This is a genomic window from Micromonospora sp. NPDC049201, assembly GCF_055586805.1.
In genome coordinates, this window is the sequence record NZ_JBVJHM010000008.1 from 341,063 (window position 1) to 364,615 (window position 23,553).

The 23,553-nt window shown below is 73.3% G+C and carries 21 protein-coding genes, 1 pseudogene and 1 riboswitch; of the genes and pseudogenes, 14 read left to right on the forward strand and 8 right to left on the reverse strand.

Features of this window, described 5'->3' with window-relative positions; all coding sequences use genetic code 11:
• The first annotated feature begins 496 nt into the window (after positions 1-496).
• Entirely contained in the window at positions 497-937 is a 441-nt protein-coding gene (locus ACZ6O5_RS19845) for a hypothetical protein (protein ID WP_465978981.1), read from the forward strand.
• 301 nt (positions 938-1,238) lie between these two features.
• Here the strand turns inward: ACZ6O5_RS19845 and ACZ6O5_RS19850 are convergent, their stop codons facing one another.
• Positions 1,239-2,888 carry a C40 family peptidase gene (locus ACZ6O5_RS19850; protein ID WP_465978982.1) on the reverse strand — a complete coding sequence of 550 codons (1,650 nt, stop codon included), beginning with the start codon at positions 2,886-2,888 and terminating at the stop codon, positions 1,239-1,241.
• Positions 2,889-3,119: 231 nt separating this feature from the next.
• Here ACZ6O5_RS19850 and mqnE point away from each other — a divergent pair, with 231 nt between their 5' ends.
• From mqnE to ACZ6O5_RS19865, 3 genes are read left to right on the forward strand one after another with little or no spacing between them, the layout of a single operon-like run.
• Positions 3,120-4,289, forward strand: a complete 1,170-nt coding sequence (gene mqnE / locus ACZ6O5_RS19855; RefSeq protein WP_465978984.1) for an aminofutalosine synthase MqnE — start codon at positions 3,120-3,122, stop codon at positions 4,287-4,289.
• 7 nt (positions 4,290-4,296) lie between these two features.
• Positions 4,297-4,758 (forward strand): hypothetical protein, encoded by a 462-nt coding sequence (locus ACZ6O5_RS19860; RefSeq protein WP_425785230.1) that lies wholly within the window; start codon positions 4,297-4,299, stop codon positions 4,756-4,758.
• Positions 4,759-4,785: 27 nt separating this feature from the next.
• The gene (locus tag ACZ6O5_RS19865) at positions 4,786-5,049 is read left to right on the forward strand and encodes a DUF4229 domain-containing protein (protein ID WP_465978986.1); all 264 of its coding nucleotides are present in this window, start codon (positions 4,786-4,788) and stop codon (positions 5,047-5,049) included.
• Positions 5,050-5,108: 59 nt separating this feature from the next.
• Here the strand turns inward: ACZ6O5_RS19865 and ACZ6O5_RS19870 are convergent, their stop codons facing one another.
• Positions 5,109-6,449 (reverse strand): C39 family peptidase, encoded by a 1,341-nt coding sequence (locus ACZ6O5_RS19870; RefSeq protein ID WP_465978988.1) that lies wholly within the window; start codon positions 6,447-6,449, stop codon positions 5,109-5,111.
• 206 nt (positions 6,450-6,655) lie between these two features.
• Between ACZ6O5_RS19870 and ACZ6O5_RS19875 the strand changes: the two are divergent.
• The 4 genes and pseudogenes from ACZ6O5_RS19875 to ACZ6O5_RS19890 all read left to right on the forward strand — a co-directional run.
• A pseudogene (locus ACZ6O5_RS19875) lies at positions 6,656-7,966 on the forward strand (M14 family metallopeptidase); the annotation flags it as partial.
• 70 nt (positions 7,967-8,036) lie between these two features.
• A riboswitch (cobalamin riboswitch) is annotated at positions 8,037-8,206 on the forward strand.
• An 83-nt stretch (positions 8,207-8,289) separates the two neighbouring features.
• Positions 8,290-9,222: an ABC transporter substrate-binding protein gene (locus ACZ6O5_RS19880; protein WP_465978990.1), complete on the forward strand. Its 933-nt coding sequence runs from the start codon at positions 8,290-8,292 to the stop codon at positions 9,220-9,222.
• 68 nt (positions 9,223-9,290) lie between these two features.
• Complete coding sequence (locus ACZ6O5_RS19885) at positions 9,291-10,379, forward strand: FecCD family ABC transporter permease (protein WP_465979091.1); 1,089 nt, start codon at positions 9,291-9,293, stop codon at positions 10,377-10,379.
• 55 nt (positions 10,380-10,434) lie between these two features.
• Entirely contained in the window at positions 10,435-11,217 is a 783-nt protein-coding gene (locus ACZ6O5_RS19890) for an ABC transporter ATP-binding protein (protein ID WP_465978992.1), read from the forward strand.
• A gap of 211 nt (positions 11,218-11,428) precedes the next feature.
• On the opposite strand, the gene ACZ6O5_RS19895 is transcribed toward ACZ6O5_RS19890, so the two are convergent.
• From ACZ6O5_RS19895 to ACZ6O5_RS19910, 4 genes are all read right to left on the reverse strand, one after another.
• The gene (locus ACZ6O5_RS19895; protein ID WP_465978994.1) at positions 11,429-12,187 is read right to left on the reverse strand and encodes a VOC family protein; all 759 of its coding nucleotides are present in this window, start codon (positions 12,185-12,187) and stop codon (positions 11,429-11,431) included.
• Positions 12,188-12,281: 94 nt separating this feature from the next.
• A complete protein-coding gene (locus ACZ6O5_RS19900; protein ID WP_465978996.1) occupies positions 12,282-13,019 on the reverse strand; it encodes an ABC transporter permease in 738 nt (245 codons plus the stop codon).
• 9 nt (positions 13,020-13,028) lie between these two features.
• Positions 13,029-13,916 carry an ABC transporter ATP-binding protein gene (locus ACZ6O5_RS19905; protein ID WP_465978998.1) on the reverse strand — a complete coding sequence of 296 codons (888 nt, stop codon included), beginning with the start codon at positions 13,914-13,916 and terminating at the stop codon, positions 13,029-13,031.
• Between the two features lie 82 nt (positions 13,917-13,998).
• On the reverse strand, positions 13,999-16,071 hold the full coding sequence (locus tag ACZ6O5_RS19910) for a HelD family protein (protein ID WP_465979000.1): 2,073 nt from the start codon (positions 16,069-16,071) through the stop codon (positions 13,999-14,001).
• 228 nt (positions 16,072-16,299) lie between these two features.
• Between ACZ6O5_RS19910 and ACZ6O5_RS19915 the strand changes: the two genes are divergently transcribed.
• The 3 genes from ACZ6O5_RS19915 (at position 16,300) to ACZ6O5_RS19925 (ending at position 19,124) form a co-directional block, all read left to right on the forward strand.
• The gene (locus ACZ6O5_RS19915; RefSeq protein WP_465979002.1) at positions 16,300-16,881 is read left to right on the forward strand and encodes an ArsR/SmtB family transcription factor; all 582 of its coding nucleotides are present in this window, start codon (positions 16,300-16,302) and stop codon (positions 16,879-16,881) included.
• A 42-nt stretch (positions 16,882-16,923) separates the two neighbouring features.
• A complete protein-coding gene (locus ACZ6O5_RS19920; protein WP_465979004.1) occupies positions 16,924-18,180 on the forward strand; it encodes an MFS transporter in 1,257 nt (418 codons plus the stop codon).
• A 92-nt stretch (positions 18,181-18,272) separates the two neighbouring features.
• Entirely contained in the window at positions 18,273-19,124 is an 852-nt protein-coding gene (locus ACZ6O5_RS19925) for a menaquinone biosynthetic enzyme MqnA/MqnD family protein (RefSeq protein WP_107154657.1), read from the forward strand.
• A gap of 33 nt (positions 19,125-19,157) precedes the next feature.
• On the opposite strand, the gene ACZ6O5_RS19930 is transcribed toward ACZ6O5_RS19925, so the two are convergent.
• Together ACZ6O5_RS19930 and ACZ6O5_RS19935 are read right to left on the reverse strand one after the other, a co-directional pair.
• The gene (locus ACZ6O5_RS19930; protein WP_465979006.1) at positions 19,158-20,087 is read right to left on the reverse strand and encodes a serine hydrolase; all 930 of its coding nucleotides are present in this window, start codon (positions 20,085-20,087) and stop codon (positions 19,158-19,160) included.
• On the reverse strand, positions 20,087-21,079 hold the full coding sequence (locus ACZ6O5_RS19935) for a hypothetical protein (RefSeq protein ID WP_465979008.1): 993 nt from the start codon (positions 21,077-21,079) through the stop codon (positions 20,087-20,089). Before ACZ6O5_RS19935 ends, ACZ6O5_RS19930 begins: the two co-directional genes overlap by 1 nt.
• Positions 21,080-21,448: 369 nt before the next feature.
• Here ACZ6O5_RS19935 and paaA point away from each other — a divergent pair, with 369 nt between their 5' ends.
• From paaA to paaC, 3 genes are read left to right on the forward strand one after another with little or no spacing between them, the layout of a single operon-like run.
• The gene (gene paaA, locus ACZ6O5_RS19940; RefSeq protein ID WP_465979010.1) at positions 21,449-22,516 is read left to right on the forward strand and encodes a 1,2-phenylacetyl-CoA epoxidase subunit PaaA; all 1,068 of its coding nucleotides are present in this window, start codon (positions 21,449-21,451) and stop codon (positions 22,514-22,516) included.
• Entirely contained in the window at positions 22,513-22,800 is a 288-nt protein-coding gene (gene paaB / locus ACZ6O5_RS19945; protein WP_405092052.1) for a 1,2-phenylacetyl-CoA epoxidase subunit PaaB, read from the forward strand. Before paaA ends, paaB begins: the two co-directional genes overlap by 4 nt.
• Positions 22,797-23,522 carry a 1,2-phenylacetyl-CoA epoxidase subunit PaaC gene (paaC, locus tag ACZ6O5_RS19950; protein ID WP_465979012.1) on the forward strand — a complete coding sequence of 242 codons (726 nt, stop codon included), beginning with the start codon at positions 22,797-22,799 and terminating at the stop codon, positions 23,520-23,522. The genes paaB and paaC overlap by 4 nt, the downstream gene beginning before the upstream one ends.
• The last annotated feature ends 31 nt before the right edge of the window (positions 23,523-23,553 follow it).

The window sequence follows — 23,553 nt, forward strand, 5'->3', positions numbered from 1 at the left end:
GGCGGGTACCGGGGGCGTCGGGCGGAGCGGGGGCTCCGGCTCGGGTACGGGCGGAGCCGGTGACGGGGGCGTCGGCCCGGGCACCGGGGTCGGAGCCGGCTCGGGCTCGGGGCCCGGCGGGGACGGCGGCTGCGCCGGCTCCGGCGGCTGGGCGGGCTCCGGTGGCTCCGGGTTGACCGGGGCGGCTCGGTAGAGCTTCGCGGCGGTGGGCGCGGCCGCCACCGACACGGCGACCTCGTCGGCCGAGACCCGGCTCAGGCCGGGTACCGAAGCGCTGGCCCGGGCAGGCGCTGCCGAGGAGTCGGTGCGTGGCGCGGGCGTGACCCGGCCGGCCGGCTGCTGCCCGGCGTCGCCGACGGGGCGGGCGTACCGGCTCGCGTCCGGGGACTCCGCGCGCGGCGCGGGCACCTGAGCGGCCCCGAAGACCTGAACGGCCCCGGAGACCTGGGCAGAGCCGGGCACCTGGGTTGAGCCGGGCACCTGGGCGGAGCCGGAGATGCGGGCGGCGCTGAGGGCCGGGGCGGCACCGGAGGCCGGGGTGGCCGGGAAGTCGTCGTCGGTCGGGCCCGTCGCGGCGTCGTCGGGAGCCGGCCCGGAACGGTCGGCGGCGTCCACGGTCGGAACGGGTGCCGGCGTCGCGGCGGCCGGGAGCGGGATCGGACCAGCCGTGGTCGGGGCAGCCGGGCTCGGGGCGGCCGGGGTTGGGGCGGCCGGGGTTGGGGCGGCCGGGGTTGGGGCGGCCGGCGGTGGCGGGATCGGGGCCACCGGAACCGGCGTCGGCGGCGTCGAGGCGGCCGGCGAGCCGGCGTCGTCGTCGGTCGAGGCCGGCCGGTCGGCCGCCGCGAAGGCGGACCAACTGGACGGCGGCGAGACGGTCGCCCCGGGGCGGCGGCGGTCCAGCGGCGGGACGCTCTCCGCCGGGGCACCCGCCCGGTAGGTGGTGGCGGTGGCCGGCGGACCGGGCCGTTCCCCGCCGGACGGCGGCGCTACGGCCGAGCCGGCCACGCTGACCCGGGCCCGCGCGACGGCGACCGGCCCCGGCTGCGCCGGGCGCTCGTCGGCGTTCCCGCCGGGGTCGGGCGTGGATCCCGGTTGGACCGTCTCCGCCGGAACCTCGTGCTCGCCCATCTCGCCCCTCCGCACCCACGCTCGCCCCCGACCGTGGCGCCGGCCGGAAGTGCCTGGATCTCACCGTGCCACATTCCGGCCCGGGAACACAGTCGGAGCGGACGGTTGGGTCAGTCGGTGCTGGTCGGGCTGGCGGACTTGCTGCCGGCCGTGCTCTCCGTCGGCTTCGCCGTGCTGCTCGACGGCGCGGCGGCGCTGTCGGTCGGTTCCGCCGAGGTCGACGACGGCGCGACGGTGGCGGTGCGGCTCGGCGACGGGCTCGGCGTGTCCGACGGGGTGGGCGTCGGGCTGGTGCTCGTCGACGGGGTGGGCGTCGGACTGGACGTGGTCGGCGTGGGCTTCGGCGTGGCGGTCTTCGTCGGCTTCGGCGTGGCGGTCTTCGTCGGCTTCGGCGTCGGCTTCGGCGTGGTGCCGGGCTTCGGCGGGTTGACCGGCACGGTCGGGAGCGGCACCGGCGTGGTGGGCCCGGGGACGGCGCCGACCACCCGGGTCGCCGCGTAGAGCCGGGACCACCGGACCACCGAGATCTTGACCACGTCGCCGGTCCGCGGCGCCTCCACCATCTTGCCGTTACCGATGTACATGGCGACGTGGTGGATGCTGCTCCAGCTACCGCTGGAGGCGAAGAAGAGCAGGTCACCGGGGAGGAGGGCGGTCGGGCTGACGGTGCGGGAGCGGGTCGCGTAGTACTGGTCCCGGGAGACGCGGGGCAGGCCCTGGTAGCCGGCCGACTGGTAGGCGGCGAGCATCAGCCCGGAGCAGTCGAACCGGTCCGGGCCCTCCGCCGCCCAGAGGTAGGGGTCGCCCAACTGGGCCAGGGCGTAGCGCACGGCGGTCAGCGCCCGCGGGTCGGCGACCAGGCCGTTGATGCTCTGGTTGACGACGTACGGGTTGCCGAGCCGCTGCTCGGCGGCGTCCTCGCGGCGCTCGATGTCGAGCAGCTTGGCGGCGTTGTCGCGGCGGAGCTTGAGCAGCGCGGCTTCCTGCTTGTGCAGGTCGGTCTCGACCCGGGTGAACTCCGCGGTCTTCTCGGTGACCCGGCGCTGGACCGAGGCGTGCGCCTCGCGCGCGACCCGCTCGTCGGTGGTGGCGCGCAGCAGCTCGCCGGTCACCGAGGTGGTGGCCCCCTCGGCCTTGTCGCCCCGGGTGATCCGCTGGAGATCGGAGAACTGGCGCAGGCTGGCGCCGAACTCGCCGGGTGGCAGCGCGGCGTCGGCCTTGACCGCGTCGGCGGCGGCGCTCTTGGCGTTCTCCTGGGCCCGGGCCAGCGCGGCCTGTGCCTCCTTGAGCCGGGCGGCGGCGGTGGTCAGCTCGGCCTGGGCCGCGTCCCGCTCGCCCTTGACCCGCAGGAGGTTGTCGCCGAGCTGGGCGACCTGACCGTCGACCAGGTTGATCTGCGCGATCAGCGGCCCGTCGGCCGGGTTCGTGACGCCGGTCGTGGCACCTGGCAGGACCGGTGCGCCGCCGGGCACGGTGGCCCCGGGCAGGCCGGGCACCGGGACGCCGGGCTGGCCGGGGACGGTGGCGCCGGGTCGGCCGGTGGCGGCACCCGGCACGGTGGGAAGCTGGAGCGGGCCGGTGACCTGCGGCCGGGACCCGGTGCTGGGAATGGTGTCGGGCAGCGGATCGGCCCAGGCCGGGGTCGCGAGCGCCGCGGCCGCGACCGCCCCGAGCAGGGCGGACCAGAGCGCCGGGCGCAGCACCGGTGAGATCACCGGTGAGCGTCGCCGTCGCCTTCGGGCCTTGGTGCTGTCGACCATTCCGCTCCCCGTCCGGTCTGGTGCGCGCCACGCGTCGTGGGCGTGATGAGACGGGGCGACCCCTGGTGTGTGTTCCGCCCCACCCTGTCTTACCTCACCGACGCAACGATGTCGATGTGCGGAGCGTGACGACCGGTGAACTGGGTCGCTGCGGTCGACCGCGCGGGCGACGCTCCGGACCCGCGACGTACGCTCGATCGGGACCCCCAGGTGGAAGGACGTGGCTTTCGGATGGACGCCGGACTCAAGCGCGAGCTCGAAGCGAAGGTCTACGCGGGGGAGCGGCTGACCCGCGAGGACGGCATCGCGCTCTACGCGAGCGACGACCTGACCTGGTTGGGCCGGCTGGCCCACCACAGGCGTACGGAGCTCAACGGCGACCGGGTGATGTTCAACGTCAACCGGCACCTCAACCTGACCAACGTCTGTTCCGCGTCGTGCGCGTACTGCTCGTTCCAGCGCAAGCCGGGCGAGAAGGACGCCTACACGATGCGGATCGACGAGGCGGTCCGCAAGGCCAAGGAGATGGAGGACGAGCAGCTCACCGAGCTGCACATCGTCAACGGCCTGCACCCGACGCTGCCCTGGCGCTACTACCCCAAGGTGCTGCGCGAGCTGAAGGCCGCGCTGCCGAAGGTCAACCTCAAGGCGTTCACCGCGACCGAGGTGCAGTGGTTCGAGAAGATCAGCGGGCTGACCGCCGACGCCATCCTCGACGAGTTGATGGACGCCGGGCTGGAGTCGCTGACCGGCGGCGGCGCGGAGATCTTCGACTGGGAGGTCCGGCAGCACATCGTCGACCATGCCTGCCACTGGGAGGACTGGTCGCGGATCCACCGGCTGGCCCACTCGAAGGGCATGAAGACGCCGTCGACCATGCTCTACGGCCACATCGAGGAGCCCCGGCACCGGGTCGACCACGTGCTGCGGCTGCGCGAGCTGCAGGACGAGACCGGGGGCTTCCAGGTCTTCATCCCGCTGCGCTACCAGCACGACTTCGTCGACTCGGCGGACGGCAAGGTCCGTAACCGGATCCAGGCCCGCACCACGATGGCCTCCCCGGCCGAGTCGCTCAAGACGTTCGCGGTCTCCCGCCTGCTGTTCGACAACGTCCCGCACGTGAAGTGCTTCTGGGTCATGCACGGGCTCTCGGTGGCCCAGCTCTCGCTGAACTTCGGCGTGGACGACCTGGACGGCTCGGTGGTGGAATACAAGATCACGCACGACGCCGACTCGTACGGCACGCCGAACACCATGCACCGGGACGACCTGCTCCACCTGATCTGGGACGCCGGTTTCCGCCCGATGGAGCGGAACACCCGCTACGAGACCGTCCGTGAGTACGCCGCCGCGCCGTCGATGGCCGAGCGCCGCTCCGAGCCGCAGCAGGTCTGGGCCTGACCCGGCGATGAGCACCGGCAGGTCTGGGCCTGACCCGGCGACGAGCACCGGGGAGCAGCAGCGCGGTTTTCCTCGGCGGGACGCCGAGGGACGCATCCTGACGCTCGGTGACCTGCTCGGCGTGACGCTCGCCGGGCTGGTCATCGGCGTGCTGGCGTTGCTGCTCTTCGAGTGGGCGTTCGCCGCACTCGGCGCCGGCGGGTTCGGGGGGACCAACGGCTGGCTGGCGGTGATCCTGCCGCTCTGGCTGTTCTGGGACGACTTCCGGGCCTGGGAGTTCGGTGCCGCCCGGGTGCTGGCGGCGCTGGTCGGGCTCGGGGTCGGCGTGCTGGCCGGGTTGCTGGCGGCCGGGCTGGCCGCAGGGCTGCCGGCGCTGTTCACCGGCGCGCTGGCCGCGGCGGTTTTCACCGTGGTCTACGCGGTGATCTGGTTTCATGGCGTGCACTGGCTGGCCCGGCGGACGGGCTGAGGCGGCGGAGAGAGTGGGAATGCGGGCATGAGCGCGGCGGTCAAGTACACGCTGGGCCGGATCGGGCTGTTCGTCGCGGTGCTGGCGGCCCTCTGGTTCGTCGAGATGAACATGTTCCTGCGGCTGATGCTGGCGTTGGTCTTCTCCGCCACGCTGTCGTTCTTCCTGCTGAAGGGGTGGCGGGACGAGATGGCCGGGGAGATGGCCGACGCGGCGGAGCGCCGCCGCGCCGAGAAGGACCGGCTGCGCTCCGCCCTGGCCGGCGACGACCAGCCCGAGCCCAAGGACTGAGTGGTGAGAAGGGGCCCCTTCTCGACGCCAGGCGTTAACAAGGGGCCCCTCCTTTCAGCTCACCAGTTGGTGGAGTTGGGGACGGTGGGCCAGGGGCGGTTCAGCGGCTTGATCAGGTATGCGATGCCGCCGGAGCCGGAGGCGACGGTGCCGTTGGCCCGGTAGCGCTTGGTGCGCTGCCAGATCTGCTCGAACTGCTCGCGCTTGTAGACGTTGCGCACCGCCTCGTTCGAGGACGACGCCGGGTCGTTGACGATCACGTCGCCGTCGGCGGTGAAGCCGACGATCACGAACAGGTGCCCGGAGGTGCCGTAGTTCGCCCCGTCCAGCTCCTCGGCCAGGAACGACTGCGACGTGACCACCGGGATGCCGGCCTTGATGAACCGTTCCGCCTCGTCCAGCGAGTGCAGCCGGGTGACGCGCGCCTCCAGACCGGGGAAGCCGGCCGCGTACGCGGTGTTGAACGGCCAGTTGCCGGCGCCGTCGTACTCGTGGTCGTAGGTCATCCGGGCGGCGTGGTCGACGGTCGGGTCGGCGTAGGCGGGGTCGACCCAGGCGGTGTCCTCGGCCGAGGGCTTGCGTCCCCAGTACTCGACCACCATCTCGGTGGAGGTGGGGGAGCACCACGCCTCGCCGCCGCCGTCGTACTCCGGGTACTCGCCGATGTGGACGTTCTGCGAGTAGCGGGGCACGGCCAGCTCGGTGCCCCAGGCGATGCCACCCCGGCTCGGCGTGACGGTGAACCGGTCCGGCACGTTCGAGGCCATCGCGCCGACCATCCGGACCTGCGGCGCGGCGGCCTGTCCGGGCGCGCGGTAGAGCGTCAGCCGGAGCTGGTACGAGCGCAGCAGCACCCCGGCCGAGGCGTCGTCGACGGCGAACGTGTCGGTCCAGATGCTCGACCAGGGGTCACCCTGACCGTCCAGCGTGGCCCGCTTGATGTCCTGGTCGCCGGAGGCCCAGCGGCCCATCACGTACCACGGGGTCTGGGCCCCGGTGTTGTAGGTGCCGTGCAGCTCGACCTGGATCCAGGTGCCGGCGGGGGTGCTGGCGTTCCAGGACGCGACAAGCTCGGTGGCGTCGAACCCGATCCGCCGCTCGGGTGAGGTCCAGGTGGCGTACTCCCAGGTGCGGGTGGCGCCGGTGTGTTCGTCGGTGAACTCGGTGGTGCCGGCGGGCCGGGCGATGGTGAGCGCCGGCTGGCGGCCGGGCACGGCGCGGGTGCCCTGGTGCGTGCCGGTACGCCAGTCGGGGTAGCGGGAGAACTCCTGGAAGGTGATCTGTTCGTCGTGGGTGACGCCCGGCCGGGGGCCGTTGGCCTGGGCGGGTGCGGTGGTGCCGAGCAGGGTGAGCGCGGTCAGGCCGGCGAGGGCGACCGCGCGCAGGGGTCTTCCGAACATGGCAGCTCCACGGGGAAACGGCATCGTTGCCGTTCACTGTCGTCCTTGGCGGGAAGTTTCGCCAGATGTTCAGCCATGGAAAATCATTGCCGACGTGAGGATCAGGTCGGGATGGTACGTGACAACGACGGATGTTGATATGACCATGTGACTGCTGGTGGAGTGTGCGGACAACGGGATCTCCCCGTACCCCGAGGAGGTTGTCCATGGCCCTCCGCACGTCCCCGCTGCGCCGCCGGCTCGCGTTCGTCGCCGCCGTCGGCCTGATCCTGGTCACCGCCGCCGCCGGGCCGGCCGCCGCCCGCCCCGACCCGGACCGGGCCGGCGAGTCGGCCGCCGTCGCCTACCGGGTGCTCGGCCCACGCACCGTCGCCGACCGCACCGCGGTCGCCCGCACCGGCGCCGCCATCGACTACTCCGAACACGGCGTGCTGCACGTCACGGCCACCACCACCGAGGCGAAGGCGATCACCCGGCTCGGCTTCCGGCTGGAGAAGGACGTCGCCCCGGCGCCGGCCGGCGGCGCGACCGCGTACGCGTTCCCGCCCGCCGACTCGAACTACCACGACTACGCCGAGTTGACCGCGGTGGTGAACCAGGTGGTCGCCGACCACCCGAGCATCGCCCGCAAGCTCAGCATCGGCACGTCCTACCAGGGCCGGGACCTGATGGCCGTGAAGATCTCCGACAACGTCGGCACCGACGAGGGTGAACCGGAGATCCTGTTCAACGCCCAGCAGCACGCCCGCGAGCACCTGACCGTCGAGATGGCGATCTACCTGCTCAACCTGTTCACCGACAACTACGGCACCGACTCCCGGATCACCAACATCGTGAACTCCCGGGAGATCTGGATCGTGCCCACCGTCAACCCGGACGGCAGCGAGTACGACATCGCCACCGGCTCCTACCGCTCCTGGCGGAAGAACCGGCAGCCCAACAGCGGCTCCACGTACGTCGGCACCGACCTGAACCGCAACTGGAGCTACCAGTGGGGCTGCTGCGGCGGCTCGTCGAGCACGAAGTCGTCGGACACCTACCGCGGCCCGTCCGCCTTCTCCGCCCCGGAGACCGCCGCGTTGCGCAACTTCGTCAACAGCCGGGTCGTCGGCGGGGTGCAGCAGATCAAGGCGAACATCGACTTCCACACCTATTCCCAGCTGGTGCTCTGGCCGTACGGCTACACGTACAGCAACACCGCCACCGGGATGAACGCCGACCAGTACAACACGTTCGCCACCATCGGCCAGCAGATGGCGGCCAGCAACGGCTACACCCCGGAGCAGTCCAGCGACCTCTACATCGCGGACGGCACCAGCATCGACTGGATGTGGGGCACCCACAAGATCTGGGCGTACACGTTCGAGATGTACCCCGGCTCGGCCTCCGGCGGCGGCTTCTACCCGCCCGACGAGGTGATCCCGGCGCAGACCTCGCGCAACCGGGACGCCGTGCTGACGCTCTCCGAGTACGCCGACTGCCCGTACCGGGCGATCGGCAAGCAGAGCCAGTACTGCTGACCTCACCCGGCGGCGGGGACCCCGGCTCCACCCCCACCGGGGTCCCCGCCCACCCCGCCCGTCCGGGTGATCTTCGCTGGTCGTGCGCTACGGTGGCACCGACCGTGCCACAGCGAAGCCGGTGCGAAACCGGCGCTGTCCCGCAACTGTGATGCCCCGTACGGTCGGCGTCGGCCTCCCGCCGGCGCCGACGGACGTGGGACGAGCCAGGTCGCCTGCGGCCCGGTCGCGACACGCGCCTTCGAGGAAGGGCGCCTCGCGGACGGGGCCCTTCCAGCCTGTCGGCGAAGCACCACGCTCCTCGACCGACAGGAGGACCTGTGACCCGACCTACCCCTCGGCTCTTCGCCACCGCGCTCGCGGCCGGCGTGCTGCTGCTCGGCGGCTGCGCCGAGAAGACCTCGACCGACGCCCCCGCCCCCGGCGCGTCCGGCGGCTCGTTCCCCGCCAGCGTGGGCAACCTGACGCTGGAGAAGCGCCCCGAGAAGATCGTCTCGCTCTCGCCGACCTCGACCGAGATGCTCTTCGCCATCGGCGCCGGCAAGCAGGTCACCGCCGTCGACGACCAGTCGAACTACCCGGCGGACGCGCCGAAGACCGACCTCTCCGGCTACCAGCCGAACGCCGAGGCGATCGCCGCGAAGAGCCCCGACCTGGTGGTGATCACCAATGACACCAACAAGATCGCCAGCCAGCTCGTCGCGCTGAAGATCCCGGTCCTGCTCACCCCGGCCGCGACCACGCTCGACGACACGTACCGGCAGCTCACCGACCTGGGCAAGCTCACCGGCCACCCGGCCGAGGCGGACGCCGTGGTGCGGAAGATGAAGGACGACATCACCGCGCTCACCAAGGACCTGCCCAAGCGCGCCGAGAAACTGACCTACTACCACGAGCTGGGTCCGGAGCTGTACACCGCGACCAGCAAGACGTTCATCGGCACCATCTACGCGCTCGCCGGGCTGGAGAACATCGCCGACCCGGCCGACGCCGGCGGCAAGAGCGGCGGCTACCCGCAGCTCTCCCAGGAGGTCATCGTCAAGGCGAACCCCGACTTCGTCTTCCTGGCCGACACCAAGTGCTGCCAGCAGAGCGCCGACACGGTCAAGGCACGCAGCGGGTGGGCCGGCCTCACCGCGGTCAAGAACAACCAGGTCGTGGCGCTTGACGACGACATCGCCTCGCGCTGGGGCCCGCGCGTCGTCGAGCTGCTGAAGGCGATCGTCGACGCCACCGCCAAGGTTCCGGCCTGACCGTGGCCGTACGACCGGCGGACCCCGTGCCGGCCGGGACGCCCGACGCGTCCCGGCCGGCCGGCCGGCTGCCGCACCCCCGCCGGGGCGCGGCACACACCGACGCTCCGGCCCGGCCGGCCGGGCTGCGCACACGCTGGCTGCTCGCCGGCCTGGTGGCGGTGCTCGTCGCGCTGGTGGCCGGCGTCTCGTTCGGCCCGGTCAGCCTGCCGCCCGGCAGCGTCGCGGCGGAACTGCTCAACCTGCTGCCCGGCGTGCACCTGGACAGCGGCCTCACCGAGCAGGAGGTCGCCATCGTCACCGAGCTGCGCCTGCCCCGGGTCGTGCTCGGTCTGCTCGTCGGCGCGCTGCTCGCCCTGGCCGGCGGCTGCTACCAGGGTGTCTTCCGCAACCCGCTGGCCGACCCGTACCTGCTCGGCGTGGCCGCCGGGGCCGGGCTCGCGGTCACCGCGGCGATCGTGCTCGGCGCCGGGGCCGGCGGGGCGCTCACCGGTCTGCCGGTCACCGTCCCGCTCGCCGCGTTCGTCGGCTCGCTCGGCGCGGTGGCGATGACGTACCTGCTCGGCGCCGCCGGTGGCCGGGACCGTTCACCGGCCACGCTGATCCTGGCCGGGGTGGCCGTCTCGGCGTTCCTCGCCGCCGGGCAGACCTACCTGCTGCAAGCGCACTCGGACAGCCTCCAACAGGTGTACTCCTGGCTGCTCGGGCGGCTCTCCACCGCCGGCTGGCACGACGTCCTGCTGGTCCTGCCGTACTTCCTGCTCACCGCCGTGGTGGTGCTGGCGCACCGGCGGGAGCTGGACGTGCTCGCCCTCGGCGACGACGAGGCCACCAGCCTCGGGTTGCACCCGCAGCGGTCCCGCTACCTGCTGATCGCCGCCGCCTCGCTGGGCACCGCCGCCGCGGTCTCCGCCTCCGGCCTGATCGGTTTCGTCGGCATCATCGTGCCGCACACCGTCCGGCTGCTCGCCGGTTCCAGCCACCGGGTGATCCTGCCGCTGTCGATGCTCTTCGGCGGCGCGTTCCTGGCGCTGACCGACGTGGTCGCGCGGACCGCCGCGGCACCCGCCGAGATCCCCATCGGCGTGGTGACCGCGCTGCTCGGCGGCCCGTTCTTCGTCCTGATCCTGCGCACCGCCCGCGGGGTGCGCGCGTGAGCGCGAGGAGTGAGCCGGGTTTGCGAGCCCCGCAGTCGCACGCCGGGGGACCAGCATGACCGCCGCGGTCGAGGTCCGGGACCTGCGGGTCGAGCTGGGCGGCAGTCCGGTCCTGGCCGGCGTCGACCTGACCGTCGCGGTGGGCGAGTGGGTCACCGTCATCGGCCCCAACGGCGCCGGCAAGTCGACGCTGCTGCGCGCCGTCGGCGGCCTGCTGCCCGCGCCGGACGCCGTCTCCCTCTTCGGTACGCCGATCCGCGCGATGCGCCGCCGCGACCGGGCCCGGGTGGTGGCCACCGTGGCGCAGTCACCGGCGGTGCCGGCCGGCATGGCGGTCGTCGACTACGTGCTGCTCGGGCGCACGCCCCACATGCCGCCGCTGGGTCGGGAGTCCGCCGCCGACCTGGCCGCCGTGCGCCAGGTGCTGGCCCGGCTCGACCTGGCCGGGTTCGGCAGCCGCGAGCTGGCCACGCTCTCCGGCGGCGAGCGGCAGCGGGTCTTCCTGGCCCGGGCGCTGGCCCAGGGCGCCACCCTGCTGCTGCTCGACGAGCCGACCAGCGCGTTGGACATCGGGCACCAGCAGGAGGTGCTGGAACTGGTCGACCAGCTCCGCCGCGAGCACGACCTGACCGTGCTCGCCACCATGCACGACCTCTCCATCGCCGGCGAGTACGCCGACCGTCTGGTGCTGCTCGCCGACGGCCGGGTGGCCGCCGCCGGCCCACCCGCCGAGGTGCTCACCGAGGACCTGCTCGCCCGCCACTACCGCGCCCACGTCCGCGTGATCCCCGGCGACCACGGCCCCCTGGTGGTCCCCGTCCGCCCCCGCCCCCACTGACCCGCCCCTCTCCCCCCGCCCCGCCCCCGCCCCCCGCTAATTCACGGAAAGCGTGGCTATTCGCGGCCGAATAGCCACGCTTTCCGTGAAACTGCGCGGGCGCGGCGGGGCGTGGCGTGGGCGCGGCGTGGCGCGGGCGCGGCGTGGCGCGGGCGCGGCGTGGGCGCGGCGTGGCGTGGCGTGGTGCGGGCGTGGTGTGGCGTGGTGCGGGTCAGCGGAGGGTGGAGACGGAGAAGAGGGCGCCGTGGGGGTCGCGGAGGGCGGCGGCGCGACCGGCCGGATTGTCCCGGGGCGGGACGAGGATGGTGCCGCCCAGTTCGGCGGCGCGGGCCGCGGTGGCGTCGGTGTCCTCCACCCCGAAGTAGACCGTCCAGTACGCCGGCAGGTCGGCGGGGAGCGGCTCGGCCGGCGGCAGCATCCCGGCGACGATGCGCGCGCCGCAGCGCCATCCGACGTAGGGGGCCGGCCCGGTCGACCGTTCCTCGGGATGCCAGCCGAAGACCAGCGCGTAGAACTCCCGGGCTCCCTCCGGATCGGGGGTGACCAGCTCGTTCCAGCACATCGCGCCGGGCGCGTTGAACAACTCCGCGCCGCGCATCGCCATCGGCTGCCAGACGCTGAACACCGCGCCGGCCGGGTCGGCGAGCACCGCCATCCGACCCTGCGCGGCGACGTCGAACGGGGCGACGACCACCTGCCCGCCGGCCGCCGCGACCCGGGTGGCGACCAGGTCGGCGTCGTCCGTGGCCACGTACGTCGACCAGACCGGCACCTGGTCCGGGGTGGCCGGCGGGCCGACCCCGGCGACCGCCTTGCCGTCCTTGAGGAAGACGGTGTAGCCGCCGGCGTCCGGCACGGTGGAGATCCGCCCGGTCCAGCCGAACAGTTGCGGGTAGAACCGTCTCGCATCGTCCAGTCCGGGGGTGGCCAGGTCGGTCCAGCAGGGTGTGCCGGGCTCGACGCCGTTCACGGTGACCCCTTCCGCCGGGGGCGGTCCCGCTGGCCCGCCCTGCCGGCATCGTGGCACCACCGGGCCGGCCGCCGGGCCGGAACCGGACAAAACGTCAGCGGAAGCGGCGTCCCTCGTCCCGCCGGTACGCCCAGCCGGCGACCGCGGCGAGCGCCACCACCCAGACCACCAGCATCACCAGCGCCCGGGGATCGGGCCGCCAGTCGGTGACCGCCGCCCACATCAACTCCACCGCGCCCCGGGTCGGCAGGTAGGGGGCGACCGCCTGGACGAAACCGGGGGCCTGGTCCGGCGCGGAGAGCAGGCCCCCGCCGAACGCCAGCGGGAAGAAGAGCACCTGCGCCACCACGATCGCCGCCTTGCTCGGCAACGAGTAACCGATCGCGAGGCCGAGCAGCGTGAACGGCACCGAGATCACGGCGACCGCGGCGAGCCCGATCAGGAACTGCGCCACGGTGACCCGGGCCGCGGTGGCCACCGCCGCGATCACCACCACCGGCACCATCGACAGGTAGGTCAGCACCAGGCCGGCCAGGATCCGCCCGGCCAGGCGCGGCGTCGGCCCGGCCGGCAGGGTCCGGGTGTACGGGTTCCAGGGCTGGTCGCGGTCCTCGGCGACGCCCACGCCGTACTGGAAGATGTTGGCGCTCATGGTCGCGAAGGTGACCATGGCGGCGGTGGCGTAGGTGGCGCCGGTGGGGTCGTCGCCGGCGAACGGCACCACGAAGAAGAGCATCGCGGCGGCGGGGAAGAACGCGCTGCCCACCACCGCCACCGGGATCCGGATGATCTCCAGGAGCTGGTAGCGGGCGTGGACCAGGGCGAGCGGCACGGCGGTCTCCTAGGCGGGGGTGGGCGCGGGCCGGGCGTCGGCCGTGATGGCGAGGAACGCCTCCTCCAGCGAGGTGGGGCGGACCTCCAGGTCGCGGAACGCCACGCCGGCGGTGACCAGGTCGCGGACGAGCTGGTCGGCGTCGGTGGTGAGCAGGTGGACCCGCCCGTCGACGCGTTCGGTGGCGACCACCCCGGGCAGCGCCGGCAGGTCGTCGGCGACCAGGCTGACCCGGCGTACGCCGACGATGCCCCGGATCGCCGCCACCGAGTCGTCGGCGAGCACCCGCCCGTGGCCGATCACCACCACCCGCTGGGCGAGCGCCTCCACCTCCTCCAGGTAGTGGCTGCTCAGCAGCACCGTGCCACCGTCGGCGTGGAAGCCGCGGATCGCGTCCCAGAGCGCGTGCCGCGCTTCCACGTCGAGCCCGGTGGTGGGCTCGTCCAGCACCACCAGCCGGGGCCGGCCGACGAACGCCAGCGCGACGGCCAGCCGCCGGCGTTGCCCGCCGGAGAGACCGCCGGTCTGCCGGCGCACCTGGTCGGTGAGGCCGAACCGGTCGAGCAGCTCACCCCGGGGCACCGGGTCGGGGAAGTGCGCGGAGACGAAGTCGACCACCTCGCCGACCCGCAGCGTGCCGGGTAGGCCGGTCTCCTGCGGGGTCACCCCGAGCTGTCGCCGGCTCGCCGGGTCGCGCGGGTCACCGCCGAGCAGCTCGACCCGGCCGGCGGTCGGGCGACGCAGCCCCACCAGCAGGTTGATCAGGGTGCTCTTGCCGGCGCCGTTCGGGCCGAGCAGGCCGACCAGCTCCCCGCCCCGGACGGTCAGGTCGACCCGGTCCAGCGCCAGCACCTCGCCGTAGCGGCGGCTGACCTGTTCGGCGCGGGCCAGGATCATCGCGGGCTCCTCGGGCGGGGGACGGTCCTCCCCTGTGTACCGGGTGCCCGCCAGTCGCCCCGCCCGGGGGCCACCGGTTCCGTCAGTCGGCCAGCGGGGCGGGCAGCGGGGCGCGGTGCAGCACCGCCAGCCCGGAGACCGCCCGGGTCAGCACCACGTAGAGGCGGTGCAGGCCGCGCGGCTCGGCGGCCACGATCGCGGCCGGTTCGACGACCACCACGTGGTCGTACTCCAGGCCCTTGACGAGCGTCGCCGGGACGACGGTGACGCGCGCCGCGGCCTCGACGTCGTCGGCGGTCGCGGTCTCGACGCCGGCGGCGTCGAGCGCCGCGCGGAGCCGGTCCACCGTGTCGTCGGCGGCGATCACGCCCACCGAGCCGTCGTGCGCCAGCGCCGCCCGCACCTCGGCCACCGTCGCGGCCGTCAGGTCCTCGACGGTACGCACATCGAGCGCCCCGTCGTGGCGCAGCGACCGGGCCGGGGGTACGTCGACGGCGAGCGCGGGCAGCAGCCGGTTCGCGAACGCGACCACGGCGGCCGGCACCCGGAAGCCGACGCTCAGCGGCACCACCGCGGCGTCCGGCTTGCCCAGGTGGGCCAGGGACTCCCGCCAGTCGGTCGCGGCCCAGGGCGCGGTGCCCTGGGCCAGGTCGCCGAGGAGCGTGATCGAGCCGTGTTCGCTGCGGCGGGCGATGGCCCGGCACTGCATCGGCGAGAGGTCCTGCGCCTCGTCGACCACCACGTGACCGAACCCGGCGGGTCGCTCCAGCAGCCCGGCGACCTCGTCGAGGAGGACCGCGTCGGCGGCGGTCCACCGGGTCGTCTTCGCGGTGCGTCCGACCTTGCCGGCGCGGAACAGCTCCTGCTCGTCGGCGGTGAGCAGCCCGTCGGCGGCGGCGGCGAGCGCTTCGGCGTCGGTCCGCAGCCGGTGCAGCAGCCCGTCCGGGGTGAGCGCCGGCCAGACCGCGTCGAGCAGGTCGGTGACCGGCTTGATCCGGCTCATCCGGCGCAGCCAGGCGTCCGACGGCGACTCGGCGCGGCGGGCCTCGGCCTGGCGTTGCAGCAGCCCCACCACCCGGGCCCGGACCCGGTCCCGGCCGGTGGCGTAGGGCAGTCCCTCCTGCCGCGTCTCGGTGACCAGGCGGTGCAGCGGGTCGAGCCCGATCCGCCAGCGGTACGAGCCGTCCGAGACCATGATCGGCTCGGTGGGCGTACCGATGTGGGCCTCGACGGCGCGACGCAGCACCTCGGCCATCCGGATGTCGTGCTTGAGCGCGGCGGTGGCCGGGTCGTCGACCGCGCGGACCGGCACGCGGGCGAGCAGGTCCTCGACGGTGGCCTGCTCGACCTCGACCTCCCCGAGCGCCGGCAGCACCGCCGCGATGTACGACAGGAACGCCCGGTTCGGCCCGACGATCAGCACACCCGAGCGGCGCAGCCGTTCCCGGTGCAGATAGAGCAGGTACGCGGCGCGGTGCAGCCCGACCGCGGTCTTCCCGGTGCCCGGCGCGCCCTGCACGCAGATCGAGTCGGCCAGGTCGGCCCGGACCAGCTCGTCCTGCTCGGGCTGGATGGTGGCGACGATGTCGCGCATCGGGCCGACGCGGGGGCGTTCGATCTCGGCGGTGAGGATGCGGCTGGCCGTGCCGAGTTCCTCGCCCCGGTCGAGGTGTTCGTCCTCGAAGCTGGTCAGCGCGCCGGCGCTGAAGCCGAACCGGCGGCGCACCGCGACGCCCTGCGGGTCGCGGGCGCTGGCCCGGTAGAACGATCGGGACACCGGGGCCCGCCAGTCGAGCACCAGCGGTTCACCCAGGTCGTCGGTGACGTGGCGCCGCCCGACGTGGTAGTTCCGCCCGGCGTGGTCCGGGTCCGTCTCCCCGCTGGGCGGGCTGTCGGCGTGCCCGCCGAAGTCCAGCCGGCCGAAGAAGAGCGGGGTGGTCGGATCGTCGGCCAGCTCCTTGACCCGCCGGGCCATGTGCCGGCCGAGCTGTTCGGCGGTGTACGCGTCGCCGGCCACCTTGTCGCCGGTGGCGAACAGCGACTCGGCGCGCTCCCGCATCCGGCGCAGCGCGGCGCGGGAGGTGTCCAGGTGGGCCCGTTCGGCGACGAGTTCGTCGTCGAGCGGGGTGGTGGCGGTCAGTTCCGGTGCGGGCACTGTGAACTCCCAGGCTCAACATGATGCTCGCTCGCGTGTCCGGGGGCGGTTGGCCTGCTCCCGGCGCGGGGACGTCCGCTGCGGTGCATGCTCACCGCGGCCGTCGGGCGGTCATCCACTATACGGAGGCCCTGATCGGCGACGCCACCGGATTCCGGCCGGACGCGGCCGGCGCTGCCGGGCGCCGCCTCGTGCGCCGGTCGCCGGCCGGCGCGGGATCATGGGGGCATGACCGAGGCGCGTCCCGAACAGCACCGGGTGACTATCAGCGACCCGCAGGTGATGCGGGCGCTCGCCCACCCGGCCCGCATGGCGATCATCGAACACCTCAGCGCGGTGGAGGGCGGCGCGACCGCCACCGAGTGTGCCGGCGTCGCCGGCCTGTCGCCGAGCGCCACCAGCTACCACCTGCGCGAGTTGGCGAAGTTCGGCCTGGTCCGCGAGGCGGCCGGCCGGGGTGACGCGCGGGAGCGGGTGTGGCAGGCGGTGAACCCGTCGTACTCGGTCGAGGCCGGGCCGGACGCCGACCCGGAGACGCACGCCGCCGAGGCGGCGCTGATCGAGGCGCACCTGGTCCGCGACGCGCAGCGGGTCCGGGACTGGCTGCGCCGGGTGCCGGACGAGCCGCGCGAGTGGTACGAGTCGTTCTGGTTCAGCGACAGCGTGCTGCTGGTGACCGCCGAGGAGTTGGTCGAGCTGAACGAGGCGATCCGGGCGCTGACGTCGCCGTACCGGCAGCGGAGCCGGACCGATCCGCCGGCGGGGGTACGCAAGGTGGCGATGCAGTACCGGGCGATGCCCATCGACTGAGGTGGGTTGCGCGCGCCAGTCGTGAAGGATTATTTTCGAAGTATGTCCTTCACAACTGGCTCGTCGCGCTGGCCGGACGTCTGGCTCGCCGCCACCGCCCGGGGCGTCTCCAGCTGCGGGGACTTCCTCGCGGCCACCGCGCTGACGCTCGCGCTCCAGTCCGCCGGCGCGGGCGGCCTCGCCGTCTCCGGGCTGCTGCTCGCCGCGACGCTGCCGCTCGTCGCGCTCGCCCCGCTGACCGGACGCCTCGCCGACCGGGTGGACAGCCGGACCCTGCTGATCGTCGCCGGCCTGGTGCAGTCCGCGATCTGCGCGGCGCTGGCGTACGCGACGGCACCGGCCCTGGTCCTCGCGCTGGTGGCGCTGCTGGCGACCGGGCTCGCGGTCACCCAGCCGGTGCTCGCCGCGCTGGTGCCGGTCATGGTCCGGGCCGAGGACCTGCCCCGGGCCGGCGCGCTCAACCAGACCGCCGGCACGCTGGGCGCGCTCGCCGGGCCGGCGCTGGCCGGGCTGCTCGTCGGGCAGTTCGGCACCCGGGTGCCGCTGCTCGTCGACGCGGTCAGCTACCTCGCGCTGGTGGTGGCCGCGCTGCTCATCCGTACCCGACGGGGTGGCCGGGCCACGGCGGCGGCCGGCGTCGCCGTGGCCACGCCCGCCTGGCGGCTGCGTCGCGACCCGATGCTGCTGGTCATGGTCGGCAGCGTGGCCGCGGTGGTCGGCGCGGTGGGGGCGATCAACGTGATCGAGGTCTTCTTCATCCGCGAGACGCTGAACAGCTCCACCACCGTGTACGGCCTGGTCACCGGCGCCTGGACGGCCGGCATCGTGCTCGGCGCCTGGCTGTTCGCCCGGGTCGCCCGCCGGCTCGCGGACGACGGCGCGCTGCTCGGGGCCGGGCTGGTGCTGCTCGGCGGCTGCTGCCTGGCGGTGCTCGTCTCGGCGGCGGTGCCGTCGGCGTGGCTGCTCGTGCCGATCTGGCTGGTGGGGGGCATCGCCAACGGCGGCGACAACGTCTTCAACAACCTGCTGCTGGCCCGCCGGGTGCCGGAGGTGGCCCGGGGGCGCGCGTTCGCGGTCTTCGGGGCGGCGGTGCAGGGTGCCGCGATGGGCGGCTACCTGGTCGGCGGCCTGTTGCTGGCGGTGGCCGACCCCCGGCCGCTGGTCGTCGGCTGCGGGGTGGTCGGCCTGCTGGTCGTGGCGGCGCTGGCCGGGCCGGTCCGCCGGGCGGTACGTGTCGAGCGCGCCGCGGTCGCGGAATGGGGCGGTGAGAAGGGGCCCCTTCTCTACCGGACGCGTTAACAAGGGGCCCCTCCTTCCAGCCCGGTGCGGGATGGGCCACTCCCGGGGCTCCCTGCGGGGCGGGGAGCTGTGGGCGGGGCTACGGTCGGGTCATGGCCGACCGCATCGCCCGCCCCCGGGTGGGGCACATCCAGTTCCTCAACTGCCTCCCGATCTACTGGGGGCTGATGCGGTCCGGCGCGCTGCTCGACGTCGACCTGCACAAGGACTCACCGGACCGGCTGAGCGCCGACCTGGTCCGGGGCGACCTCGACATCGGCCCGATCACGCTCGTGGAGTTCCTGAAGCACGCCGACGAACTGCTGCTCCTGCCCGACCTGGCGGTCGGCAGCGACGGCCCGGTGCTCTCGGTCAACATGGTCTCCACCCGGCCGCTGACCGAGCTGGACGGCGGCAAGGTGGCGCTGGGCTCCACCTCGCGTACCGGGGTGCTGCTGGCCCAGGTGCTGCTCGCCGAGCGGTACGGGGTGCGTCCGGAGTACTTCCGCTGCCCGCCCGACCTGACCCAGATGCTGCTGGAGGCCGACGCCGGCGTGCTGATCGGCGACGTGGCGCTGCGTGCGCTCTACGAGGCGCCCGGCAAGGGCCTCGCGGTGACCGACCTCGGGCAGGCGTGGCACGAGTGGACCGGAATGCCGATGGTGTTCGCCGTCTGGGCGGTCCGCCGCGACTTCGCCGCCGCCCACCCGGGGCTGGTCAAGGAGGTGCACGAGGCGTTCCTGCGCTCGCGTGACCTCTGTCTGGCCGAGCTGGACCAGGTGGCCGAGGCGGCGGCCCGCTGGGAGCCGTTCGACGCGGCGACGCTGGCGACCTACTTCCGCACGCTCGACTTCTCGCTGGGCGAGCGGCAGGTGGCCGGGCTGCGCGAGTTCGCCCGCCGCGCCGCCGCGTACGGGGAGGTGCCGGCGCTGCCGCCGGGCGGCCCGGAGTTCTTCCACCGCTGACCGGGTGCGGCGGTCAGCGCCACCGGGCCGGGATCAGGTGGGCTCGCGCAGCAGCGCCTCGGTGATCTGCTCGCACGCCTTCATGCCGTAGTCCCACCCGCCGACGCTGAACGGGCTCTTGACCATCACGCCCATCGTCCAGGTGTCGCCGATCGCCAGGCAGTTGACGTGGTACTCCTGTTCCTTCTCCCGGTCGATCCAGCCGTTCTTGATGGCGATCTTCTTCTGCTCGGCGGCCGGGAACGCCTTGCGGATGCCGAAGTCGCCGGCGCCGCGCACCAGGCGCATCTCGTTGAGCAGCCACGTGGTCCACTTCGGCCCGGCCGCCCGGCCGTCGTCGATGCAGAGGCCGAGCCGGGCGGTGTCCCGCGGGGACAGCAGCGTCCGGCTCCAGCCGCCGTCGGCGGCGACCTTGCTGTCGGTCAGCTTGCAGATCGAGATCAGCCGCTTGATCGAGGCGGCGCTGCCCACGCTCTCGTAGAACTGCTGGGCGCGGGTGTTGTCGCTGTCGCGGATGATCCGCGTGGCGTCGTCGAGCTTGGCGTCGCTCGGGGTCTTTCCCGCCTCGGCGCTGCGGCGCAGGTAGTCGGCGACCACCCAGGACTTGATCAGGGACGCGGTGGTGCTGGTCTCGCCCATGTTCTTCGAGCCGATGATCTGCCCGGTCCGCTTGTCCAGCACGGACCAGGCGTACCAGCCCTTGAGGTCGAGGTCGTCGAGGTTCCTGGTCTGGAACGGCAGCGGCTCCAGCGACGGCGCCGGCGCCGGCCGGTCGCTACGGTCGGTGGGCTGCGCGGTGGACCGGTCACCCGCCACGTCGGGATGCGCGGCGGCGGTCGGCCGCAGCGGCGAACCGGGGACCAGTCGGAGCGCGAGGACCAGCAGGCCGACCAGGGCCACCGCCACCGCGCTGAACGCCAGCGGGCGGCGGTGACTGCCGGGCCGTCGCCGGGCGCCGGCCATCAGAGTTTCCCGATCGGCTGCTGCGGCACCTTGAGCGCGGCGCCGGGCTGCGGGGTGACGAGCTGCGTGGCGACGCTCGCGCAGAGCTTCGACCCGTACCACAGGCCGACGGCGCCCGGATAGCGCATCATCACCGCGAGGCTCCACTTGTCGGTGACCGCCAGGCAGTTGACGTGCCAGTTGCCGTCGTAGGCGAGCCGGGTCCAGCCGTTCTTGATGCTCACCGGGCCCTGGGCCTTGATCGAGGCGGGCAGGCCGTCGATGATGCCCCACTTGCCGCCGCCGGACTTCTCCTGCTGGCTCTTGATGCTGCCCCGGACGCTGGCCATCTCGTTCATGACCCACTTCGTCCACTTCGGCCCGGCGGCCTTGCCGTCGGCGATGCAGTCGCCGAGCCGGACCGCGTCCCGGGGGGACATCTCGGTGAAGCTCCACCAACCCAGGTACGCGGGCACGGTGCCGGCCCTGGTGTCGGTCAGGCCGCAGATCTTGACGGCGCGCTGGAGCACCGGGTTCAGCTTGTTGCCCGGTTGCTTCTGGTACGACCCGCCGGCCGCCCGGTAGACCCGGTTCGCCCCGTCGTCGTTGCTGTCCCGGATGGCCACGCTCGCCGCCTTCTTGAGTTCGGCGGAGGGCTCCTTGTCACCGAGTTGGCGCAGGTAGTCGGAGACGATCCAGGTCTTGAGCATCGACTCGGTGGAGCTGGTCCGGTTCATGTTCTTCGCGCCGGTGACCGTGCCGGTCGCGCGGTCCATCAGCGCCCAGGAGAAGAAGTCACCCCGGAAGTCCACCGAGACCGGGGCGTCGGCGAGCGTCGGGGACGGGGGCGCGCTCGGGGCGGGCGCCGGCACCTGTTCGGTGCCGCCGCCGAAGCCGCCGAGGCTGCTCGGGCTGTCTCCGCCGGAGAGCTGGGCGTACGCGGCGGGCACCAGCATGCCGCCGCCGACGAGCACTGCCACGACGGCGAGCACCATGGTCACGCGAGGTCGCATGAGTGGGTGAACTCCAGATGTATGGCCGGGGGGACCGGCTTCCGCATGTGTTCGGCCCGATCACCACGAGGCCGGGGGACGGTGGCCTGAAAACTGGCGATCAACGACAGCCGATCGGTGTGCCGGGGGAAGTCTACTTCCGGACTGGCATTCCGCCAGATCCCGACACTCGGCGACTCGCCGGGTGGGCGGGATATTGAGCAGATATGCGGTTCCTGGGGGGTTTCATGTGCGGCAAGTGGTCGACGTCACAAACGTTTTCCCAGCTCGGGGGTGACCACCCTCGGCTTCCGCGTGGCCACCGGAGGTGATTGCGGAATCCTGTTACACCCTCTGGTGTCATGCGTCGCGAGCTGTAACACTGGCCTTATGTATGGCAACGACTTCGCCCCGCCCGAGGACGCTCCGGGCGGCGGCCTGCTCGGCGAGGTGGAAGCCGCGGAGGCGGCGCTGCGCGAGGCCGCGGCGCGGGCCCGCCGGGGCGGCCCCGGGCCGGACGAGGACTTCGAGGCGTACTTCGCCGACGTGATCGACGCCGACCAGAAGATCGAACCCCGGGACTGGATGCCCGAGGCGTACCGGAAGACGCTGATCCGGCAGATCGCCCAGCACGCCCACTCCGAGATCATCGGCATGCAGCCGGAGGGGAACTGGATCAGCCGGGCCCCCTCGCTCAAGCGCAAGGCCATCCTGCTGGCCAAGGTGCAGGACGAGGCAGGCCACGGGCTCTACCTGTACGCGGCGGCCGAGACGCTCGGCATCAGCCGTGACGAGCTGGTGGAGCTGCTGCTCGACGGCCGGCAGAAGTACAGCTCGATCTTCAACTACCCGACGCTGACCTGGGCCGACGTGGGCGCCATCGGCTGGCTGGTGGACGGCGCCGCGATCGTCAACCAGGTGCCGCTGTGCCGCTGCTCCTACGGCCCGTACGCCCGCGCCATGATCCGGGTCTGCAAGGAGGAGTCGTTCCACCAGCGTCAGGGCTACGAGATCCTGCACACGCTGGCACACGGCACCGCGGCCCAGAAGGCGATGGCCCAGGACGCGCTGGACCGCTGGTGGTATCCGTCACTGGCGATGTTCGGCCCGCCGGACGGCGACTCCACGCACAGCGCGCAGTCCATGGCCTGGAAGATCAAGCGCTTCTCCAACGACGAGCTGCGCCAGCGCTTCGTCGACATGTGCGTCGGCCAGGCGGAGGTGCTCGGCCTGACCATTCCCGACCCGGGCCTGCGCTGGAACGACGAGCGGCAGGCGTACGACTACACCCAGCCCGACTACGCCGAGCTGATGCGGGTCATCAAGGGCGACGGGCCGTGCAACCGGGAGCGGATGGCGCACCGGCAGCGGGCCCACGCCGACGGCGCGTGGGTACGGGAGGCCGCCGCGGCGTACGCCGCGAAGCGGGTGGGGCGGAAGGAACCGGTGGCGGCATGAGTAGTCAGTCCTCGCCCCTGTGGGAGGTGTTCGTGCGGGCCCGGCGTGGCCTGTCGCACACCCACGTCGGCAGCCTGCACGCCCCCGACGCCGAGTTGGCGCTGCGCAACGCCCGCGACCTCTACACCCGCCGGCAGGAGGGCGTCTCGATCTGGGTGGTGCCGGCCGGCGCGATCACCGCGTCCAGCCCGGACGAGAAGGACGCGTTCTTCGACCCGGCGGCCGACAAGGTCTACCGCCACCCCACGTTCTACGAGGTACCGGACGGGGTGGCCCACCTGTGAGCGGCGTCTTCGACTTCACGCTCGCCCTCGGCGACGACGCGCTGATCGCGGCGCAGCGGCTCGGCGAGTGGACCACCCGCGCGCCGGAGATGGAAGAGGACATCGCGCTGGCCAACATCGCCCTCGACCAGTTGGGCGCGGCCCGACTGCTGCTCACCTACGCGGGCGAGCTGGAGGGCGCCGGCCGGAACGAGGACGACCTGGCCTACCTGCGCGACGACCGGGAGTTCCGCAACTGCCTGCTGGTCGAGCTGCCCAACGGCGACTTCGGCGTGACCATGGCGAAGCTGTTCTTCCTGGCCGCCTGGCAGCTTCCGCTCTACACCGCGCTGGCCGGCTGCGGCGACGACCGGCTGGCCGCGGTCGGCGCGAAGGCGCGCAAGGAGTCGGCGTACCACCTGGACCACGCCTCGCTCTGGGTGAAGCGGCTCGGCGACGGCACCGACGAGTCGCACCGTCGCATGCAGGACGCGGTCGACCAGGTATGGCCGTACGTCCACGAGCTGTTCACCGGCGACCCGGCGGCGCCGGTCGACCCGGCCACGCTGCGGGCCGACTTCGACGCCACCGTGGCCGCGGTGCTGGACGAGGCCACGCTCACCCGCCCGGAAACGCGCTGGACGCCCGGCGGGGGCCGGGACGGCGTGCACACCGAGCACCTCTCCTACCTGCTGGCCGAGATGCAGGTGCTGCGCCGCGCCCACCCCGGAGCGCACTGGTGAGCGCGAGGAGTGCAGCGCAGCGGAGCCCGGC

Bases quoted from the DNA above. Each gene is read 5' to 3' on its own strand.
- ACZ6O5_RS19850 (WP_465978982.1), bottom strand. From the start codon at position 2,888: ATGGTCGACAGCACCAAGGCCCGAAGGCGACGGCGACGCTCACCGGTG.
- mqnE (WP_465978984.1), top strand. From the start codon at position 3,120: ATGGACGCCGGACTCAAGCGCGAGCTCGAAGCGAAGGTCTACGCGGGG.
- ACZ6O5_RS19865 (WP_465978986.1), top strand. From the start codon at position 4,786: ATGAGCGCGGCGGTCAAGTACACGCTGGGCCGGATCGGGCTGTTCGTC.
- ACZ6O5_RS19905 (WP_465978998.1), bottom strand. From the start codon at position 13,916: ATGATCCTGGCCCGCGCCGAACAGGTCAGCCGCCGCTACGGCGAGGTG.
- ACZ6O5_RS19920 (WP_465979004.1), top strand. From the start codon at position 16,924: ATGTCCTTCACAACTGGCTCGTCGCGCTGGCCGGACGTCTGGCTCGCC.
- ACZ6O5_RS19845 (WP_465978981.1), top strand. From the start codon at position 497: ATGCGGGCGGCGCTGAGGGCCGGGGCGGCACCGGAGGCCGGGGTGGCC.
- ACZ6O5_RS19860 (WP_425785230.1), top strand. From the start codon at position 4,297: ATGAGCACCGGCAGGTCTGGGCCTGACCCGGCGACGAGCACCGGGGAG.
- ACZ6O5_RS19915 (WP_465979002.1), top strand. From the start codon at position 16,300: ATGACCGAGGCGCGTCCCGAACAGCACCGGGTGACTATCAGCGACCCG.
- ACZ6O5_RS19935 (WP_465979008.1), bottom strand. From the start codon at position 21,079: ATGCGACCTCGCGTGACCATGGTGCTCGCCGTCGTGGCAGTGCTCGTC.
- ACZ6O5_RS19925 (WP_107154657.1), top strand. From the start codon at position 18,273: ATGGCCGACCGCATCGCCCGCCCCCGGGTGGGGCACATCCAGTTCCTC.
- paaB (WP_405092052.1), top strand. From the start codon at position 22,513: ATGAGTAGTCAGTCCTCGCCCCTGTGGGAGGTGTTCGTGCGGGCCCGG.
- ACZ6O5_RS19870 (WP_465978988.1), bottom strand. From the start codon at position 6,449: ATGTTCGGAAGACCCCTGCGCGCGGTCGCCCTCGCCGGCCTGACCGCG.
- ACZ6O5_RS19890 (WP_465978992.1), top strand. From the start codon at position 10,435: ATGACCGCCGCGGTCGAGGTCCGGGACCTGCGGGTCGAGCTGGGCGGC.
- paaA (WP_465979010.1), top strand. From the start codon at position 21,449: ATGTATGGCAACGACTTCGCCCCGCCCGAGGACGCTCCGGGCGGCGGC.
- ACZ6O5_RS19930 (WP_465979006.1), bottom strand. From the start codon at position 20,087: ATGGCCGGCGCCCGGCGACGGCCCGGCAGTCACCGCCGCCCGCTGGCG.